The sequence below is a fragment of the Pseudomonas sp. AC247 genome (genome assembly GCF_979258015.1).
In genome coordinates, this window is record NZ_OZ409829.1 from 1,815,003 (window position 1) to 1,833,350 (window position 18,348).

Genomic DNA, 18,348 nt, shown 5'->3' on the forward strand with positions numbered 1-18,348 from the left:
GACGGAGTACCTGCGTCGACGCCCCAATCACAGCTATAAACGCGTCGACACGGTGTAGTGCAGCAAGGAGCTGACACAACCTCAACCGAAATTTCACGGATGAACATCGCAATGCACTGCCTAGAAAGAACCTTCGATATCCAGCCGTTGGCGCAGGCGGATATGACCGTCCACATCAATGGCCAAGCGGTGACCGCCGCCATCGGCGAAACCGTCCTCAGCGTTATCCAGTCCCTCGGTGTGCGACAGATCGCACGCAACGATCACGATCAGATCAGCGGTGCCTACTGCGGCATGGGCGTGTGCCAGTGCTGCCTGGTGAAAATCAACGGCCGACACAAACGCCGCGCCTGCCAGACCGTGGTGCGCGACGGCATGCAGATTGAAACCCAGGTCAACCGCATCACCGCGCAGGAGGTCATATGAACCTGCAACCGGTGATTGTCGGCGGTGGCCCGGCGGGGATGGCCGCGGCCATCGAACTGGCGCGCCACGGTGTGCGCTGCACCTTGCTGGAAGAAGCCTCGCGCCTGGGCGGTGTGGTTTATCGCGGGCCGCTGCGTGACGGCGTGCAACTGGATTATCTGGGCCCGCGTTATTCCGAGGTGCTGGGCAAACTGCACGGTGATTTTCAGGAGCAATCCGGGCTGATCGATGTGCGCCTCAACCACCGCGTGGTCGGTGCTGAAGGCACCCGTGCCCTGGTGGTGCTGGACGGCGACGAGCAGTTGCACGAGATCGAGTATTCGCAGTTGCTGCTCGCTGCCGGCTGCCATGAGCGCAGCGTGCCGTTCCCGGGCTGGACGTTGCCGGGGGTGATCATGCTGGGTGGCCTGCAACTGCAAATCAAAAGTGGCGTGGTCAAGCCGCAAGGGCCGGTGATTATCGCCGGCACTGGGCCGTTGCTGCCGTTGGTGGCGACGCAGTTGCACGCTTCGGGCGTCAGCGTGGCCGGCGTATACGAGGCCTGTGCGTTCGGCAAGATTGCCCGTGAGAGCCTGGCGCTGTTGAACAAGCCGCAGCTGTTTCTCGACGGTTTGAGCATGCTCGCCTACCTGAAACTGCACGGCATCCCGATGCAGTACGGTTGGGGAGTGGTCGATGCCCATGGTGAGGGTGAATTGAAAAGCGTCAGCGTCGCACCATATTCGGCCACCTGGGAGCCGGATCTGTCGCGAATCGAACGCTTTGAAGCGAAGACCCTGGCGGTCGGTTACGGCTTCATTCCGCGCACGCAACTGAGTCAGCAGATGGGCCTGGATCACGGTTTCAGTGACGACGGTTACCTGCGCGCCAATGCCAACCTCTGGCAGCAAAGCAACGAACCTCACGTACACCTGGCCGGCGACATGGGCGGGATTCGTGGCGGTGAAGCGGCGATGCTTGCGGGCAAGATCGCCGCAACGTCAATCCTGTTGCAGCGCGGTGTGCTTGAAGACGAACTGGCGCGTGTGCGCCGCGACCGTTACCTGAGCAAACTCAAAGCCATCGTACGCTTCCGCGCCGCCGTCGACCGCTACACCGAACGCGGCGTCGGCCAGACCGCATTGCCCGCCGCCGACACGGTGATCTGCCGGTGTGAACACGCGACCCGTGCCGACATCGACCGCGCGCTGGAGCAGGGCGTGCAAGACATTGCCAGCCTGAAAATGCGCACTCGCGTGAGCATGGGCGACTGCCAGGGGCGGATGTGCGTTGGCTACTGCAGCGACCGGCTGCGCCAGGCGACCGGGCGCACGGACGTCGGTTGGCTGCGGCCGCGTTTCCCGATTGATCCAATACCTTTTTCCGCGTTCCATTCTGTCGGCACGGAGGCCGCTTCCCATGAGTAAGTTCTACGATGTGGTCATCGCCGGTGGTGGCGTGATCGGCGCGTCCTGCGCCTATCAACTGTCCAAACGGAAAAACCTCAAGGTCGCGTTGATCGATGCCAAGCGCCCGGGCAACGCGACCCGTGCCTCGGCCGGTGGCTTGTGGGCGATCGGTGAATCGGTCGGCCTCGGCTGCGGGGTGATTTTCTTCCGCATGATGTCGGCCAATCGCAAGCGTGAAACCCAGGGCGCGGCGGTGGCGGTGGACGCGAGTACGCCGCACATCCTGCCGGAGTCGTTCTTTGACTTCGCCTTGCAATCCAACGCGCTGTACCCGGCGCTGCACCGCGAGCTGAAAGATAACCACGGGATGGATTTCAAGTTCGAAAAGACCGGGCTGAAGTTCGTGATTTATGACGACGAAGACCGGCTCTACGCCGAACACATCGTCGGCTGCATTCCGCATCTGGCTGATCAGGTGCGCTGGCTCGATCAAGCGCAATTGCGCGAAGCCGAACCGAGCGTCAGCCATGAGGCACGCGGGGCGCTGGAGTTTCTCTGCGACCACCAGGTCAGCCCGTTCCGCCTCGCCGACGCGTACATGGAAGGCGCGCGGCAGAACGGCGTCGACATCTACGTCAACACCAACGTCACTGGCGTGTTGCATCACGGCACGCGGGTGACCGGCGTGCAGACGGCCGAGCAGGGCGTGTTCCACTGCAAGACCCTGATCAACGCCAGCGGTGCCTGGGCGGCGGATTTGAGTGAGTGGGCGACGGGGATTCGGATCCCGGTGAAACCGGTCAAAGGCCAGATCCTGCTGACCGAACGCATGCCGAAGATCCTCAACGGCTGCCTGACCACCAGCGACTGCTACGTGGCGCAAAAGGACAACGGCGAGATCCTCATCGGCAGCACCACCGAAGACAAAGGTTTCGACGTCACCACCACCTACCCGGAAATCGCCGGGCTGGTGCAGGGCGCCGTGCGTTGTCTGCCGGAACTCAAGGACGTCAACCTGAAACGCACCTGGGCAGGCTTGCGCCCGGGGTCGCCGGATGAGTTGCCGATCCTCGGGCCAATGCGTGGCGTAGAAGGTTACCTGAATGCCTGCGGACACTTCCGCACCGGCATCCTGACCTCGGCGATCACCGGCGTACTGCTCGACAAACTGGTCAACGACGAGCCGCTGCCACTGGACATCACACCGTTTCTGGCGGACCGCTTCGAAGTGACCTCGGTCAAACCAGCATTGGAATTGGAACTGGCCTGACCTCGGCAAGATGATCGTTCCCACGCTCTGCGTGGGAATGCCTCAAGGGACGCTCCGCGTTCCAGCTTTCGAATTGGAACGCGGAGCGTCCCCGGCTGTATTCCCACGCGGAGCGTGGGAACAATCAGATGAGGCTCAAGATTTGCGTGATTGTTCTTCGAGTTGGTCGGATTCGAACAACCGCGCCAGTTCCGCCCGGGCTTCCTGGGCGGTTTGCAGGACTTTTGCCGCGTCGTCGTAAATCGCGTGTTGCGCTTCCAGCACCTGTTCGTCGTGGTGTTTGAAGCGCTTGATGCGTGCATCAGCCTGAGCTTGGGTCAGCCCTAAGCCAACCAGCGTTCGCCGGCTCATTTCCAGACTTGAATAATACGTCTCGCGAATCGCTTCAGCGCCAACGTCGACCAAACGGTGCACGTGTTGACGGTTACGTGCCCGGGCGATGATTTTCATGTGCGGATACAGCTTGCGCACCACCTCGGCCGTCTTGATGTTGGTCTCCGGGTCATCCGTGGCAATCACGAAATACTCCGCCTCGCCGACCTTGGCCGCGTTGAGGATTTCCGGGCGCATCGGGTCGCCGTAAAACACCGGCACACCGCCAAAGCTGCGCGACAGTTCGATGGTTTCCACCGAGGTGTCGAGCGCGACGAACTTGATGTTCTGCGCGCGCAGAATACGCGCGACGATCTGGCCCATCCGGCCCATACCGGCAATCACCACGCGCGGCGTGTCAGTGTCGATCTCACGGTATTGTTGCGGCACTTCCACCGGCTGCACTTTCGGGCTGACCAGGCGCGCGCAGATCAACAGCAACAACGGCGTCAACGCCATCGACAGGGTGATGGTCAGCACCAGCAGGTCATACAGGCGCGGCTCGAACAGCCCCTGATCGCGGCCGATCTTGAACACCACAAAAGCAAATTCACCCCCAGCGGCGAGGACGATGCCGAGGCGGATGGCACTGATCTTGTTCAGCCCACCGGCCAGACGTCCAACCACAAACAGCAGCGGCAGTTTCAGGCCAATCAACAGCAGCGTCAGCCCCAATACGGTGATCGGTGCACTCAGCAACAGGCTCAGGTTCGCGCCCATGCCGACGCTAATAAAAAACAGCCCCAGCAGCAGGCCCTTGAACGGCTCGATCTGCGCTTCCAGCTCATGCCGATATTCCGAGTCCGCCAGCAGCAGGCCGGCGAGAAACGCCCCCAACGCCATCGACACGCCAACCAGATCCATCAGCCACGCCGTGCCGATCACCACCAGCAACGCGGTGGCGGTGGACACTTCCGGCAGACCGGTTTTCGCCACCACGCGAAACACCGGACGCAACAAATATCGCCCACCCACCACGACCACCGCGATACCGCCGAGCACCTGCAAACCATGATTGATATCTTCAGCGGTGCTGGTGGTGTGATTGCCACCCGCGAGCATCGGCACCAAGGCGATCAACGGGATCGCGGCGATGTCCTGGAACAACAGAATGGCGAACGCCAGGCGACCATGCGGGCTGGTCAGTTCCTTGCGCTCGGCAAGGCTCTGCAGACCAAACGCCGTGGAAGACAGCGCCAGGCCAAGCCCCAGCACAATCGCACTGTTCAGCGGTTGGCCAAACACCGACAACGCCAACACACCAATCACCGAAGCCGTCAGCAGCACCTGTGCCAGACCGACGCCGAACACCGATTTGCGCATCACCCACAAGCGTCGCGGTGACAGCTCAAGGCCGATGATGAACAGCAGCAAGACCACGCCCAATTCGGAAATATGCGCCACGCTTTGCGGATTGCCGATCAGGCCCAGCACTGAAGGGCCGATGATCACCCCGGCAAACAGATAGCCGAGCACGGCGCCCAATTGCAGACGTTTGGCCAAAGGCACAGTGAGCACCGCCGCGAACAGAAACACGACAGCGGCTTGCAACAGATTGCCTTCATGGGGCATGGGTTTACTCCTGACAGCGGTACGGCGGGGGCGACAAGGATAAGGGCTGAATCGTTTCCAGATCCACCAAAGATCCCCTGTAGGAGCTGACGAGTGCAACGAGGCTGCGATCCTTTGATCTTGCTTTGGGGTTCAAACAAACAAGATCAAAAGATCGCAGCCTGCGGCAGCTCCTACAGGGGATTTTCGTTGTTTCTGTGATAATTGGCATCAATTCGTTACATTTATAACCCCTGTGTATCAATCTGTCCGAGACTTGCCATGGCCATCAACTTCGACCTCAACGATCTGCAAGCCTTTCGCGCGGTGGTCGAGCAGGGCAGTTTCCGCAAGGCCGCCGACACCGTGCGCCTGTCGCAGCCGGCGTTGAGCCGACGTATCGAAAAGCTCGAAGACGCCCTCGGCGTAAAACTCTTCGAACGCACCACGCGCAAGGTCAGCCTGACTCAGGCCGGGCGCGGCTTCATGCCGAGTGTCGAGCGTCTGCTGGATGATCTCGATGTGGCATTGCTGGGCATCAGCGAAGTGGCTTCAACCCGATTGGGCCATGTCACCGTTGCCTGCGTGCCCTCGGCGGCGTACTACTTCATGCCGCGGGTGGTCGCCCGCTATCACCAGCAATTCCCGCGCATCAAAGTCAAAGTCCTCGATTCCAGCGCCCACGATGTGCTCAGCGCGGTGGTCAATGGCGAGGCGGATTTCGGCTTGAGTTTTTTGGGCACGCAGGATGCCAAAGTCGACTTCGAAGCGCTTGTGCAGGAGTGCTACGTCGTCGCTTGTCGCCGCGATCACCCGTTGGCCGGGCGCAGCAGCGTGACGTGGGACGAGTTCTATCAGCAGGATTACATCTCGCTGGACAAGACTTCCGGCAACCGTTTTTTGCTCGATCAGGCCCTGAGCACCGTGGTGCCGCAGCGTCAGAGCATCTGTGAAACCAAGCACGTGACGACCATGATCGGTCTGGTCGAGGCGGGGTTGGGGGTGGCGGCGGTGCCGCTGATGGCGCTGCCGGGGCCGGATCATCCGATCCTGACGCGGGTGCCGCTGACCAATCCGCAAGTAATGCGCAGTGTCGGCATCATCAAGCGCCGGGGCCGTACGTTGACCCCGGCGGCATTGGAACTGGAGCGGCTGGTGGTGGAAATGAAAGTCCAGCCGCCAACGATCAACGTTTGACCGAATCCAGCCCGGTGGCCTGCACATCAGCTTGCGCAGCCGGTGCGGCGAGGTAGGCGAGCAAGGCTTTCGCCTCTTGCGGGTGCTGCGCGCCGACCGGAATCCCGGCAGCAAAACGCGTCACCGACTGCACCGATTCCGGAATCTTCGCGACGAAACTCACGCCCGGCACCGGCAGCAATTCGCTGACCTGTTGGAAGCCCAGTTGATAGTCGCCGGTGGCGACCACCGAGCCGACCGGGACTTTCGGAATCATCTTGGCCTTCGGTTTCAGCTGATCTTCGATGCCGAGCTTCTTGAACAATTGCTCTTGGATGTACACGCCGCTGGCGCTGTCGGAGTAGGCCACCGACTGCGCGTCGAGCAAGGTTTTCTTCAGCGCGTCGACGCTGCTGATGTCCGGTTTCGCCGCGCCTTCGCGCACCACCAGGCCGATCCGCGAGTCCGCCAGTTCCACGCGAGAAGCCGGGTCGACCTTGCCTTGCTTGATCAGATCATCAAGGGCGTAGCCGACCATGATCACCACGTCGGCGTGCTCACCGCGCACGAGGCGATTGGGGATCGCTTCCGGGGCCTTGCCCATCGACGGGCCGAGTTGGGTGTTGAGGGTGTTACCGCTGGCGGCGGCGAATTTCGGCCCGAGGATTTTATAGGCGGCAGTGAAGCCCCCCGACGTCATCACGTTCAGCTGTTCAGCGTGTGCCAGGGCGCTGAAAGCGCAGAGGGCGATGGCGGCGAAGTTAAAGAGTTTTTTCATGGTCATGGTTCCTTATGCTGCGACCGGTTGCAGACGGCCGCCCGCGCGGCGATAGAGGTACAGCGTGGCGCACAACGCGCACAGCGCGCCGATGCTCATCCAGTAACCCGGCGCGGCTTTGTCGCCGGTGTACTGAATCAGGAAGGTCGACATCGCTGGGGTAAAGCCGCCGAAAATTGCCGTGGCCAGGCTGTAGGCGAGGGAGAAACCGGCGACGCGCACTTCCACCGGCATGATTTCGGTCAGCGCCGGAATCATCGCGCCGTTGTACATGCCGTAGATGAACGACAACCACAGCAGCGACAGCAACATGTGGCTGAAGCTCGGCGCCTGCACCAGGTACGACAGCGCCGGGTAGGTGGTGGCCAGCGCCAGCAGCGACATCGCGATCAGCACCGGACGACGACCGATGCGGTCCGACAACATGCCTCCAATCGGCAGCCAGAAGAAGTTCGACACGCCCACCAGCAAAGTCACCAGCAGTGCGTCCGAGGTGCTCAGGTGCAGCACGGTTTTGCCGAACGTCGGCGCGTACACGGTGATCAGGTAAAACGCGGTGGTGGTCAGGGCGACCATCAACATGCCGCCGAGGACCACGCCCCAATTCTGGCCAAGGGTACGGAACACTTCGCGCATGCTTGGGCGGTGTTTGCGCGCGGCGAACTCTTCGGTTTCTGCCAGGTTACGGCGCAGCACAAAGATGAACGGCACGATCATGCAGCCGACGAAAAACGGGATCCGCCAACCCCAATCGGCAATCACGTCGGGTGCCATCCAGGCGTTCAGCGCGAAGCCCAATGCGGCGGCAACGATGATCGCCACTTGCTGACTGGCCGACTGCCAGGCGGTGAAGAAACCTTTGCGGCCCGGCGTGGCGATCTCGGACAAATACACCGAAACCCCGCCCAATTCGGCACCGGCCGAGAAGCCTTGCAGCAGACGCCCGATCAGCACTAGCGCGGGGGCGAACAAGCCGATGCTTTCGTATCCGGGCACCAACACAATCAATATCGTGCCGCTGGCCATGATCGACAATGTGACGATCAAACCTTTACGGCGACCGACGTCATCGATGTACGCGCCGAGCACGATGGCCCCCAGCGGACGCATCAAAAAGCCCGCGCCGAATACTGCAAAGGTCATCATCAGGGAGGCGAATTCACTGCTCGCCGGGAAGAACACCGACGCGATTTGCGTGGCGTAGAAGCCGAACAGAAAGAAGTCGAACTGTTCGAGGAAGTTGCCCGAGGTCACTCGGAAGATGGCGCCGGCCCGCGAGCCGCCGTGTGGGATTGAGGCTGTCATAGTAAAGGACTCCACCGCTTTTATGACGTGCGCCACGGAGAGTCAGCGCACGGTTCTTATTGAGGCGGATGGTCGCTCAGGTGTAACAGGATGTTAATTGCATTATTGGCATGCATTGATGTGCAAAGCGGATCAATGTGCTCGACGCATGCTTTTTGTAGGAGCCGAGTTTGCTCGCGAAAGCGGCGGATCAGGCAATGACGAGGTTGAATGTATCGGCCCTATCGCTGGCAAGCCAGCTCCCACAGGTTTTCGGGGGGCCGCAACTTTCGCTAACACCCTGGCCCATGTGGGAGCTGGCTTGCCAGCGATGGCGGCCCGGCGGACGACTACAATCCCCCAGCCCGCCCAGGCAAAAAACAAGGAATGATTCCCGAGCCGCGCAGTCCGAGTTCAGGTATCACACATCAATGGAGGTTCACCGATGAACAGCAAAACCCTAATCGCCAGCCTGGCCCTCGTTGCCGGCATTGCCGGGATCAGCCCACTCGTTCAAGCGGCGCAAACCTCAAGCGATCCCTCCGTCCAATCCCCGGTCAGCGACCGCGAATTGAAGGTCAACGACCGCGCCCCGGATATTTATCAACGCAGCGAAAAAGCCCTCGACTGGAAAGCCAAAGGCCTGAAGAAGCCTGTCGACCAGGCGCAATGGGTGCAGATCAATGATCAGTACGTCATGGTGATGATCACCAACGGCACCATCGTCGAGATGAAACCGGTGCCGCGTTAAACCCCGGCAATAATTAGCCATGGACGGTTGATTGCAATCGAGCGCCATTCGGGTAAAACCCGTGGGGCGTCTCGAGTGACCGGATGTCAGGAGCAATGGGTTGGACAAGAAACCGCTGTATCGCAAAGTCAACACGCGCACCCGGGGTGTGCGACGTCATGAATCGGTCGCGCATTACCGCGATCAACGCAATACCAAAGCCGAAAGCCGCCGCGAAGCATCGCGAGGTTCAATGCATCCAGGCAAACGATACGGGCTGGATTACACGCCGCTGTTCCGGTTTTTATTGTCCCGGGTGGGCGGCCATTGGGACCGGATTTTCAGTGAAGCGGTGGCTCGCCTCGACCGTCCCGATCCACTGTTCTGGATGGTTGCCATCCAGGAAGACGAGCGCGAGGACATCGTCCGATTGGGTGAGTCGAGTTACTTCAATGGCCTGTACGTCGATGAGCAAAACCTTCTGCAAATCGTCGATCCCGATTTGAAGGCCGAGAACATGACGCCGAGTTGCCAGTGCTGCACTCACACCTTCAACGGCGTTCCATTTGGCCAGCCTGCGAATTGAACGGGCCATTCCAGCCGCTGTGACTCAACACTTGCCCACCGCCCAACCGATATTGATTGTTGCCACTGCGCTTGGCCTCGTACATCGCCAGATCGGCAATGTGCAGCAAGCGATCCATGGTCGGCGCGTGGTCGGGAAACACCGCGACGCCGAGGCTGGTGCCGATGTGTCGCTGGTCGTTGCCGATGCTCACCGGAGGCGATAACTCGACGAACATTTTCTGGCAGATGCGGCGGGCTTCGTCCTGCAAGTCGAGACCCAGTGCCAGGCCTTGCAGAATGACCACGAACTCATCGCCGCCGATGCGTGCAACCGTGTCGGTGCTGCGCAGGATGCGTTTCAGTCGGGTCGCGGTGGTGATCAGCACGCGGTCGCCGGCCGCATGGCCGTATTGATCATTGATGCTTTTGAAGCCGTTGAGATCGACAAACACCAGGGCGACTCGGGTGTTGGTCTGCCGGGCCTGATCCAGTGCTTCGGCTAACCGTTGCTCCAGCACCCGCCGATTGGGCAATCCGGTCAAGGGATCGAAGTGGGCGAGGTGTTGCAGGTAACTGGCCGAGGCCTTTTCTTCGGTGATGTCGCGTACCACGCCCATCATTTTGATCACCGCGTCGTGGTCGTTGCGCACCACGTTGCCGGTCTCGCGCAGCCAGCGAATCGTGCCGTCGGGCCAGACCACGCGATATTCCTCGTCGTGGTTTTCACCGGTTTGCAGACAACGCAGTTCACCGTCGCGCACCCGAATGCGGTCATCCGGGTGTACGCAGGAGCAGAACAGAGCGTAGGACGGCGTGATCTCACCGATCTTGAAGCCGAACATGCCGTAGATCGCGTCCGACCAGTACAGCCGATCGCTGTCGACTTCCCAATCCCAGGTGCCGATGCGCGCAAAATATTGGCTGCGTTTGAAGCGCTCGGCGTCGCCGTCCTGATGAATGTTGCGGCCTTCAGCGGCGCGGCTGAGCAGATCACGGTATTCGGCGAGCTGGCGCCGCAAATCGCGCTCGCGCCAGATCAGCATGGCAATCACCGCCAACATGACAATGCCGATGGCAAGGCCGATCCAGAGCTGAATCATTCGGGCGCTGCCAGCATGGTGAATCGATCCGAGAGGTAGTGGCGGTTGGCTATGTTAATGCTTCATCACTCGGTTCGGATACCACGTTGATCTTCGCATTCGGGTTGCCAATCTCCGCCATTTCTGGGAAAACGGCGGCCAGCTGAACAATAGAGTGATTGTTATGAATGATGAACTGCAGGTAATCGATCTCCAGGTGGGCGAGGGCAAAGCCGCGGTCAAAGGCGCGCTGATCACCACGCAATACACCGGGTGGCTGGAAGACGGCAGCGAGTTCGATTCTTCCTACAGCCGTGGCAAACCTTTTCAGTGTGTGATCGGCACGGGCCGCGTGATCAAGGGCTGGGATCAGGGGCTGATGGGCATGCAGGTGGGCGGCAAGCGTAAGTTGCTGGTGCCGGCGCACTTGGGGTATGGCGAGCGGACGATGGGCAAGATTCCTCCACACTCGAATCTGGTCTTCGAGATTGAGTTGCTGGAGGTTTTGACGCGGGAGGATTGAGTGCAGGCGCTGTCGAGTCCTCCAGCGAGCCTTTGGTGGCGCTGGAGGATGTCGAAGGTTAACCCAGAGCCGGTAAACCTTTTATCCTTTCGGAGTTTCGTCAGCGCACGGGTTGAAGTAATCCTTGGCGGGCTGAGTGGTCCTCAGGCCCACTGCAACGGTGGCCCGGACGGAAAGCAGATGTCTACTTCCAACTCTGCTGCTGCCGAAATATTGACCAAGGCATCAAGGGAGAACTTGTCGATTTTCCCGTTGAGTACATCATTGAGGCGTGGCTGAGTAATGCCCAGACGCTTGGCTGCCTCCTTTTGTGGAAGCTCCCAAGCGCGAATGGTCTCGCAAAGCGTACGCATCAGTTTGGCCCGCAGACGCAAATTGGCTGCGTCCTGCGGCGTGTCTTCCAGTGCATCCCAGACGCTTGTAAAACGCAGGGATGGGTCTTGATGATCCTTCATGGCTTAACCTATTTCCTGGTATCTGGCGCGAGCCAGTTCGATATCTCGCGTTTCAGTTTTTCGTGTGGTCTTGTGCATGGCGTGCAGCACATAAATGGCTTCAGGCCGATTGACCACATAAAACACCCGAAACGCTCCTGAATCCTCAGTGATCCTGATTTCGTTGACGCCACGGCCTATGGTTTTCATGGGACGCCAATCAAAAGGTTCTTCACCCTGTTGCAAAAGATCCAACTGAAAACCCGCAGCCCTTGGGGCATCAAGCGGGAATGCACGCAGATCTTTGAGCGCACTCCCGACAAACATCACATCCTTGTGTCTGGGCATCGACTTCTCCTGTTAGAAAGGAAAAGCGTAATAGCTCAGAACCGATCGTGATGCGTCGGAGTGTTGCAAGGGATGGCAAGAGTCTCCATGCCAAAGGTTATATCAGAACAGATATAAAACAAGCTGGGTTTGATCCATCAGACATCTGGTAACAGAAAGCAGAGGTGCGGAAGTACGCTCCCTCACCTCATCAACCCACTTCAATTTCTGGTCGGCGGCTCCAGGTTGTCGAGCGCGCGGTTGACGGCGAGTTCGCCGAGCATCACCACTTGCTGAATGCCGAGCAGGGTATTGCGGTAGGGCGTTTCGAGCAGGCCGGCGAAGTCGCTGAGCATGATGCTGGCCGAGGCCATGGATTCGCAGGCGTGAGCGAGGAGGGTTTCGGTGTCCATGTTCGGGGCGACCAGGAACATGGTGCTGGGTGTTCGCTGCGGTGGGGCGTGGGGTTTGAGGTAGTGATCGAGGGCGCGTTCGGCGGCGTCGTTCAGTTTTGTCGGGTCTAGGGTGGAGTAAGGGGATGTTGGATCGGATTCGGGTATGGCATCCGCTTCTGGCGGATTTGGCGTTACTTTGAACATGACTTGGATAACCTCAATGAGGCTGACACGGTCTTGCGACTAAACAATAGGTGGCAGCTGTACGCAGGTTAGTCGACCAGTATCCAAGCATTACCGGCGCACCCGAAGGCGCCCTGCGCACAGCTACCATTTAGCGCAGGCGTATAAATACCTGACTGAATGACAGCTTGCGAACCTGGAAAAACACCGAGCGACTAAACCCGATCACTGAACATTCAGTGATGCGAACCAAGTTACCGGCGACCCCCGAGTCGCACAAGCCGGCGGATTCTGGCGTAGTTGTAGGCAAAGGCGCAAGGCGCTGTAGCCTCGTGGATGATGTCGAAATGATGCGTTGTTTTTCCGGGCCTTTTCGCGAGCAAGCTTTGCTCCTGCAGTGTCTCGGGGTGTGCAAGAAACCTCTGTAGGAGCCGGGCTTGCCCGCGAAGGCGGACGATCAGTCACCGACGATATTGAACAGTGGAATCCGCCCATTCAGCGAAGGCCGGTAATGCCAGGCCAGTCGCTCCAGATTCACACCGTGATCGAGGATTTCCCTGACAGTCGCACAGGCAATTTCCGTCGCCAACATTTGCCCCGGACACTGATGCCGCCCGCTGCCAAAGCTGAAACTGCGCCGATTCGGCCGATCCAGCAAAAACCTGTCTGGCTGTTCATTAAGCGCCGGATCGCGATTTGCCGCGGCCAGCAGCACCAGAATCACATCCCCGGCCTCGACGCGCACACCGTCGATCTCGCAAGCGGCAGCCACAAACCGCCGAGTGTTCTGCACTGACGGATCAAAGCGCTGCACCTCAGCCAACACCGCATCCATGGACGCCCCGCGCAATCCGGGCTGACGCTTCAGTGCCACCAACCCATTGCCAATCAACCCGGCGGTGGCTTCATAAGTCTGCGAACAAAGGCCGATCAGATTGGCGATCAACGCCTCCATATCCCCTTCGAATCGTTGCCGAATGGCCGTCAGCAGTTGGCTGTCGGACTCGGCCAGCAACTCAACGAAGTAACCCCGCAATTGCTCAGCCGCCCCGTGTGCCGCCACGAGTTGCAAGTCATTGCTCAACGGCGACAGACACGCGACAAAATCGGCGGTCAGTGCACTGATCGTCCGACCCTGCGCCGGGTTGAAACCGAGCAGCGCAGCGACCACGCACACCGGGCCGCGAAACATGGCTTTATATAAGCCGTCGGCGTCTACGGTGATCAATCGAGCGGCCACCAAGGCTCGAATGTGCGCCTCATCAATTAACTCAAGCGCAGGCTCGATCGCCGCACGCGGACAGCGTTGGCGTTCGCCGTCATTCATCCGCATCAACTGACCAAACACCTTGCCAGCCATGCCCTCGGCGATCGCTTTGGGTACCGGCTCCTGCGCAGGGCGCACCCGACAATCGGCATGTGCCAACACCGCGCACACCGCCCGCGCGCTACTGGCGACCCACACTTTTAGTCCGGCATGAAAGGCGAGTCCGCCCGCGGTGCGAAGTTGCGCGTAGTAGGGATAAGGATCGGCATGCGTCGCAGCAATGATCGGGTCCATGGTTTACCGCCTTGTGGTGGGAGAGAGGGCTTCTACTGTCTGCCGTTTTTGAGGGCGATGATTCGTTGTGCATCGAAATGTGTTTGTGGAAGTGTGAATGGATTTTTTAGCCGTTTAACCTCTACGCTCAATGGGTGATGAGTCACTGTTAACGTTCTCTCAAATAACTTGAATGAAGCACAACTTGTCTAGTTCGATAGTTGAGGGGTTGCGCAGATTGTTAGAGTGTTTTGTATTGTCAACTGTCAGGTATGACAGTTGACGGTGATCTGTGCGCGGTTCCCAATGTTTACGCCGTAGGCAGATTGTATGAGAGGGGCAGCAAATCTGAATCTCTTTTATTATTGTCAGGGAGAGCGCAGTGGACGATATCCCTTCAGAAACGGGTGAGAACAACCTTCGAAGGACCTGTTTGGTCGAAGGCGCAATCATGAATCGCTACGGTGGGTATGAACTGGTAAAAATTACTGAGCTTGTTGATTACTCGTATGGTCCGGGCTTCTTGTGGTTTTTGATAAGCGGCGGCAAAACCGGCAGGAAGCAAGTTTTGGCTGTCAGGTTCAGAATAACACCAAGTTTGAAAGTCTATCCCGTCACTCCGGGGCCATTTCGTGCAGTGGATGTTTACTTTAAACCGGGTAAGTCAACTTTGCCGGTATACGCACTGAGCGGATCGTTGACCATAACGAAGTTTGAAATGGGCAAGGGAATAGAGGGGGTTCTGAGCGTTACTGCAGAGCGTTACGTGATGGCTGCCAGATTTGAAGTGATTTGACTTGATGCTGGAGGGGAACATTCAAGAGTGATTGACGATTCTGATGTCTTTTCGGAGAAATTAAAATGGATGAAGAGAGTGTAAGTCAGGTGTGGGGCAGCGGTTGGTTTGAGGGAGCTTTGCGATACCCCGCTGGTTCTTATGAGATTATGAATATGAACGTGGTTAGCGTCACACCCAGTTCGAACAGTGTAAATGTGCAAATCCAGAATAAGACGCATGAGCCGACGATCAGGCTGGCTTTTTATTTTCTGGGCAGGAAGCCAGCGTTGGGAACTTACAACCTGGATGGCGAGAAGGATGGACTTCGGGTTTTTTTTAGGGGGGCTAAAATGTATTCTAATGAATACATCGCAGGCGGTTCAGTCACCTTGAATAATATCGGGGCCGATGGGAAGTGGTTTGCCGGTGTTTTTAAGGGTGTAAGAGATAGCTATGAAATCCAAGGTAAATTTGAGGTTCTTTTACCTTGATAAGCTAAGTTGTGTATTGGGGCGCCGTGAATGTCACGGTCATCTATGAGTGCGGGATAAGAATGCACGCAGAACAGCAAGACATCGGCGTTTCACAGGTGGCCGCCGCCATCGCGGAACCGGCGCGAACGAGAATCCTCTGTTCACTGATGGACGGTCACGCCCGCACCAGTACGGAGTTGGCGACTATCGCTGAGGTCAGCACTTCAACGGCGAGCGCGCATCTGGCCAAACTCAAGGACCTGGCGTTGATACGCCTGCACGTACAGGGCCGCCACCGTTATTACAGCCTCGCCGACCAGCGCGTGGCGCAGGCGCTGGAAGCGTTGATGGTGATTGGCCAGAACGCTACGCCGACGTTCAAACCGCATACTCCGGATCGACTGCAATTTGCTCGCACCTGTTACGACCATATGGCCGGGACACTGGCGGTGTTGCTGCATGACCGTTTGATCGAGGCGGGATGGCTGGTCGAGACCGACGAGCAGGCGTATCGCTTGAGCGACAGTGGCGCGGCGTTGTTCGAAGGGCTGGGCATTGGAGTGCAGGATTTGAGCACGCTGCGGCGCAAGTTTGCCTGCCCGTGCCTGGACTGGAGCATGCGCCGGCCGCATCTCGGTGGATCGCTCGGGGCGGCGTTGTTGCAAGCGGCGTTGAAGCGCCAATGGGTGACGCAGGATCTGGACAGTCGGGCGCTGGCGTTGACGGTGGTGGGGCGCAGGGAAATCGCCGCGCGGTTTGGCGTTGAGTTGGCGATTGATAAAAGCCAGATCAAAAGATCGCAGCGTTCCGCAACTCCTACAGGGCGTGTGTACACCCGATGAACCCCGATCCCGAATCTACGTAGGAGCTGCCGAAGGCTGCGATCTTTTGATCTTCGCTCCAAGCCGACGAGGGGTCGTGCCCAACCTTGTGCCCAAGCTCGCGACGCTATACTGTATATCCAGACAGTAAAGGGCCCGCGCCATGCAAATTATCGACAAGCTCAGCATCCTCGCCGACGCCGCCAAGTACGACGCCTCCTGCGCAAGCAGCGGTGCGCCCAAGCGCAGCTCCGAGGGCAAGACTGGCCTGGGCTCGACCGATGGCATGGGCATCTGCCACAGCTACACGCCCGACGGGCGTTGCGTTTCGTTGTTAAAAATCCTTCTGACCAACTTCTGCCTCTACGATTGCCAATACTGCGTCAATCGTCGTTCCAGTGATGTTCCCCGCGCGCGCTTCACCCCTGAAGAGGTGGTGGCGCTGACCCTGGATTTCTATCGACGCAACTGCGTCAGCGGTCTGTTCCTCAGCTCCGGCATCATCCGCTCGGCGGATTACACCATGGAACAACTGGTGCGCGTGGCCAAGCTGTTGCGTGAAGAGCATGAGTTTCGCGGCTACATCCATCTCAAGACAATTCCCGACGCCGACCCGGCGTTGATCGAGGAAGCGGGGCGCTACGCCGATCGCCTCAGCGTCAATATCGAGTTGCCCACCGACGTCAGCCTGCAAACCCTGGCACCGGAGAAAGACATTGGCTCGATCAAACAGGCCATGAACACCATCTACACCGGTGTGCAAACGGTCCTCAACGAACCCCGTTCGGCGAAGTTCGCGCCCGCCGGGCAGAGTACGCAAATGATCGTCGGCGCCGATGACACCGACGACAGCACGATTTTGCACAGTGCCCAGTCGCTGTACGGCAACTACCGCTTGCGCCGTGTTTATTATTCGGCGTTCAGCCCGATCCCCGACAGCCCGAAAAGTGTGCCACTGGCCGCGCCACCACTGATGCGCGAGCACCGTTTGTACCAGGCCGATTTCCTCTTGCGCAGTTACGGTTACAGCGCCGACGAACTGCTCAAGGGCCCGGGCAATCTGGTGTTGGACATCGACCCGAAACTGGCGTGGGCGTTGCAGAATCGCGAGGTGTTCCCACTGGATCTGAACCGTGCCGAAGCGTCGTTGATCGCACGCATCCCCGGCATAGGGCTGCGCACCACCGAACGTCTGGTCGAACTGCGCCGGCAACGAAAGATCCGCTACGAAGATGTCGCGCGCATGCGCTGCGTATTGGCCAAGGCCAAACCCTTCATCATCACCAGCGACTACCACCCGCAGCAGGCCGAGGTCACCAGTCATATGCTTTATCAGCAACTGCGCGACCGGCCGATGCCGCAACAGATGGGGTTATGGGGATGATCAATCTCGACTGCGACGACCTGTTCGACACCTGGCGCCAGCAGGCGCGCTGGCTGCTCAGCCATGAAATTGATCCGAGCCTGGTGAGCTGGGCCTCGGAAGGCGTGGGTGATCTGTTTGCCAATAATGATGATCCGGTGCCTGAAGGGCAGGGGCCGTTTATGGCGAAGATCCCGCGTGTGCTCCTCGATACCTTGGAGCAAGCGGCGCAATACCGGGGTGACCAGCGCTGGAGTCTGTTGTACGAAGTGTTGTGGCGCGTCAGCCACGGTGATCGCACGGCAATGATGGCCGGTGACAAGCTGGGCAGCGAGTTGCAGCGGCGAATCAAACAAGTGCGTCGCGAAGCCCATCACCTGCATGCGTTTGTGCGCTTCATCGAACGGCCGAAATCCAGTGTCGGCCCGCAATATGTCGCGTGGCACGAACCGGCGCACGACATCCTGCACAGCGCCAGCGAACACTTCATCGGGCGCATGGGCCAGCATCGCTGGCTGATCGCCACGCCGCGTGACGGGGTTTATTACGATGGCGAGCAACTGCTTCATCAGCGCCAATGCCCGCTGGAATGGCAGCAGCTGGCGCAGAACGTCGACGATCCGCATGCCGAACTGTGGCTGACCTATTACAGCCACATCTTCAACCCGGCGCGGTTGAACGAGAAGGTCATGCAAGGGCATTTGCCGGTGCGATTCTGGAAGAATTTGCCGGAGGGGGAGCTGATTCCTGGACTGATTACGCAGGCGCGGATGGGCAAACAGCAGGATGGGCAGGCGAGCGGGATAGCCAATCGGGCCGGAAAAAGGATTGCCTTGAAATAAAAGATCAAAAGATCGTCCGATCGCGGCCCGAGCCTGCGGCAGCTCCTA

The 18,348-nt window shown here is 59.1% G+C and carries 20 protein-coding genes; 12 read left to right on the plus strand and 8 right to left on the minus strand.

Features of this window, described 5'->3' with window-relative positions; all coding sequences use genetic code 11:
• The first annotated feature begins 111 nt into the window (after positions 1–111).
• Genes ACZZ0B_RS08380 through hcnC form a run of 3 tightly spaced genes read left to right on the plus strand, consistent with a single transcriptional unit; the run spans position 112 to position 3,084 of the window.
• On the plus strand, positions 112–426 hold the full coding sequence (locus ACZZ0B_RS08380; protein ID WP_008082369.1) for a (2Fe-2S)-binding protein: 315 nt from the start codon (positions 112–114) through the stop codon (positions 424–426).
• Positions 423–1,832 carry a cyanide-forming glycine dehydrogenase subunit HcnB gene (gene hcnB, locus ACZZ0B_RS08385; RefSeq protein WP_463544841.1) on the plus strand — a complete coding sequence of 470 codons (1,410 nt, stop codon included), beginning with the start codon at positions 423–425 and terminating at the stop codon, positions 1,830–1,832. Before ACZZ0B_RS08380 ends, hcnB begins: the two co-directional genes overlap by 4 nt.
• A complete protein-coding gene (gene hcnC, locus ACZZ0B_RS08390) occupies positions 1,825–3,084 on the plus strand; it encodes a cyanide-forming glycine dehydrogenase subunit HcnC (RefSeq protein WP_463544842.1) in 1,260 nt (419 codons plus the stop codon). The genes hcnB and hcnC overlap by 8 nt, the downstream gene beginning before the upstream one ends.
• 135 nt (positions 3,085–3,219) lie before the next feature.
• Here the strand turns inward: hcnC and ACZZ0B_RS08395 are convergent, their stop codons facing one another.
• Positions 3,220–5,028, minus strand: a complete 1,809-nt coding sequence (locus ACZZ0B_RS08395; protein WP_008082372.1) for a monovalent cation:proton antiporter-2 (CPA2) family protein — start codon at positions 5,026–5,028, stop codon at positions 3,220–3,222.
• 261 nt (positions 5,029–5,289) lie between these two features.
• On the opposite strand from ACZZ0B_RS08395, the gene ACZZ0B_RS08400 reads away from it, so the two are divergent.
• Positions 5,290–6,204, plus strand: coding sequence for a LysR family transcriptional regulator (locus tag ACZZ0B_RS08400; protein ID WP_008082373.1), 915 nt, complete (start codon positions 5,290–5,292; stop codon positions 6,202–6,204).
• On the opposite strand, the gene ACZZ0B_RS08405 is transcribed toward ACZZ0B_RS08400, so the two are convergent.
• Together ACZZ0B_RS08405 and tcuC are read right to left on the minus strand one after the other, a co-directional pair.
• On the minus strand, positions 6,194–6,961 hold the full coding sequence (locus ACZZ0B_RS08405; protein WP_463544843.1) for a substrate-binding domain-containing protein: 768 nt from the start codon (positions 6,959–6,961) through the stop codon (positions 6,194–6,196). The genes ACZZ0B_RS08400 and ACZZ0B_RS08405 overlap by 11 nt on opposite strands.
• 12 nt (positions 6,962–6,973) lie before the next feature.
• Entirely contained in the window at positions 6,974–8,266 is a 1,293-nt protein-coding gene (tcuC, locus tag ACZZ0B_RS08410) for an MFS transporter (protein WP_440095531.1), read from the minus strand.
• Between the two features lie 424 nt (positions 8,267–8,690).
• Here tcuC and ACZZ0B_RS08415 point away from each other — a divergent pair, with 424 nt between their 5' ends.
• Positions 8,691–8,996: an RcnB family protein gene (locus tag ACZZ0B_RS08415; protein ID WP_008082377.1), complete on the plus strand. Its 306-nt coding sequence runs from the start codon at positions 8,691–8,693 to the stop codon at positions 8,994–8,996.
• 100 nt (positions 8,997–9,096) lie between these two features.
• Positions 9,097–9,561: a hypothetical protein gene (locus tag ACZZ0B_RS08420; RefSeq protein ID WP_440095533.1), complete on the plus strand. Its 465-nt coding sequence runs from the start codon at positions 9,097–9,099 to the stop codon at positions 9,559–9,561.
• Here the strand turns inward: ACZZ0B_RS08420 and ACZZ0B_RS08425 are convergent.
• Positions 9,527–10,642: a diguanylate cyclase domain-containing protein gene (locus ACZZ0B_RS08425; protein WP_463544844.1), complete on the minus strand. Its 1,116-nt coding sequence runs from the start codon at positions 10,640–10,642 to the stop codon at positions 9,527–9,529. The genes ACZZ0B_RS08420 and ACZZ0B_RS08425 overlap by 35 nt on opposite strands.
• 163 nt (positions 10,643–10,805) lie before the next feature.
• Here ACZZ0B_RS08425 and ACZZ0B_RS08430 point away from each other — a divergent pair, with 163 nt between their 5' ends.
• Entirely contained in the window at positions 10,806–11,144 is a 339-nt protein-coding gene (locus ACZZ0B_RS08430) for an FKBP-type peptidyl-prolyl cis-trans isomerase (protein ID WP_008082379.1), read from the plus strand.
• Between the two features lie 143 nt (positions 11,145–11,287).
• On the opposite strand, the gene ACZZ0B_RS08435 is transcribed toward ACZZ0B_RS08430, so the two are convergent.
• The 4 genes from ACZZ0B_RS08435 to ACZZ0B_RS08450 all read right to left on the minus strand — a co-directional run bounded on the left by ACZZ0B_RS08435 (position 11,288) and on the right by ACZZ0B_RS08450 (position 14,044).
• Entirely contained in the window at positions 11,288–11,599 is a 312-nt protein-coding gene (locus ACZZ0B_RS08435; protein WP_008082380.1) for a helix-turn-helix domain-containing protein, read from the minus strand.
• A gap of 3 nt (positions 11,600–11,602) precedes the next feature.
• Complete coding sequence (locus ACZZ0B_RS08440; RefSeq protein WP_463544845.1) at positions 11,603–11,926, minus strand: type II toxin-antitoxin system RelE/ParE family toxin; 324 nt, start codon at positions 11,924–11,926, stop codon at positions 11,603–11,605.
• Positions 11,927–12,126: 200 nt separating this feature from the next.
• Positions 12,127–12,504 (minus strand): DUF6124 family protein, encoded by a 378-nt coding sequence (locus ACZZ0B_RS08445; RefSeq protein ID WP_158830827.1) that lies wholly within the window; start codon positions 12,502–12,504, stop codon positions 12,127–12,129.
• Positions 12,505–12,940: 436 nt separating this feature from the next.
• Positions 12,941–14,044 carry a cytochrome P450 gene (locus tag ACZZ0B_RS08450; protein ID WP_463544846.1) on the minus strand — a complete coding sequence of 368 codons (1,104 nt, stop codon included), beginning with the start codon at positions 14,042–14,044 and terminating at the stop codon, positions 12,941–12,943.
• A gap of 361 nt (positions 14,045–14,405) precedes the next feature.
• Between ACZZ0B_RS08450 and ACZZ0B_RS08455 the strand changes: the two genes are divergently transcribed.
• The 5 genes from ACZZ0B_RS08455 (at position 14,406) to ACZZ0B_RS08475 (ending at position 18,300) form a co-directional block, all read left to right on the plus strand.
• Positions 14,406–14,819 (plus strand): hypothetical protein, encoded by a 414-nt coding sequence (locus ACZZ0B_RS08455; protein WP_463544847.1) that lies wholly within the window; start codon positions 14,406–14,408, stop codon positions 14,817–14,819.
• Between the two features lie 65 nt (positions 14,820–14,884).
• Positions 14,885–15,292, plus strand: a complete 408-nt coding sequence (locus tag ACZZ0B_RS08460) for a hypothetical protein (RefSeq protein WP_008082388.1) — start codon at positions 14,885–14,887, stop codon at positions 15,290–15,292.
• A 62-nt stretch (positions 15,293–15,354) separates the two neighbouring features.
• Positions 15,355–16,116 carry an ArsR/SmtB family transcription factor gene (locus ACZZ0B_RS08465; protein ID WP_463544848.1) on the plus strand — a complete coding sequence of 254 codons (762 nt, stop codon included), beginning with the start codon at positions 15,355–15,357 and terminating at the stop codon, positions 16,114–16,116.
• Between the two features lie 142 nt (positions 16,117–16,258).
• Complete coding sequence (locus ACZZ0B_RS08470) at positions 16,259–17,479, plus strand: putative DNA modification/repair radical SAM protein (RefSeq protein WP_463544849.1); 1,221 nt, start codon at positions 16,259–16,261, stop codon at positions 17,477–17,479.
• Positions 17,476–18,300: a TIGR03915 family putative DNA repair protein gene (locus ACZZ0B_RS08475; protein WP_463544850.1), complete on the plus strand. Its 825-nt coding sequence runs from the start codon at positions 17,476–17,478 to the stop codon at positions 18,298–18,300. The genes ACZZ0B_RS08470 and ACZZ0B_RS08475 overlap by 4 nt, the downstream gene beginning before the upstream one ends.
• Positions 18,301–18,348 lie beyond the last annotated feature (48 nt).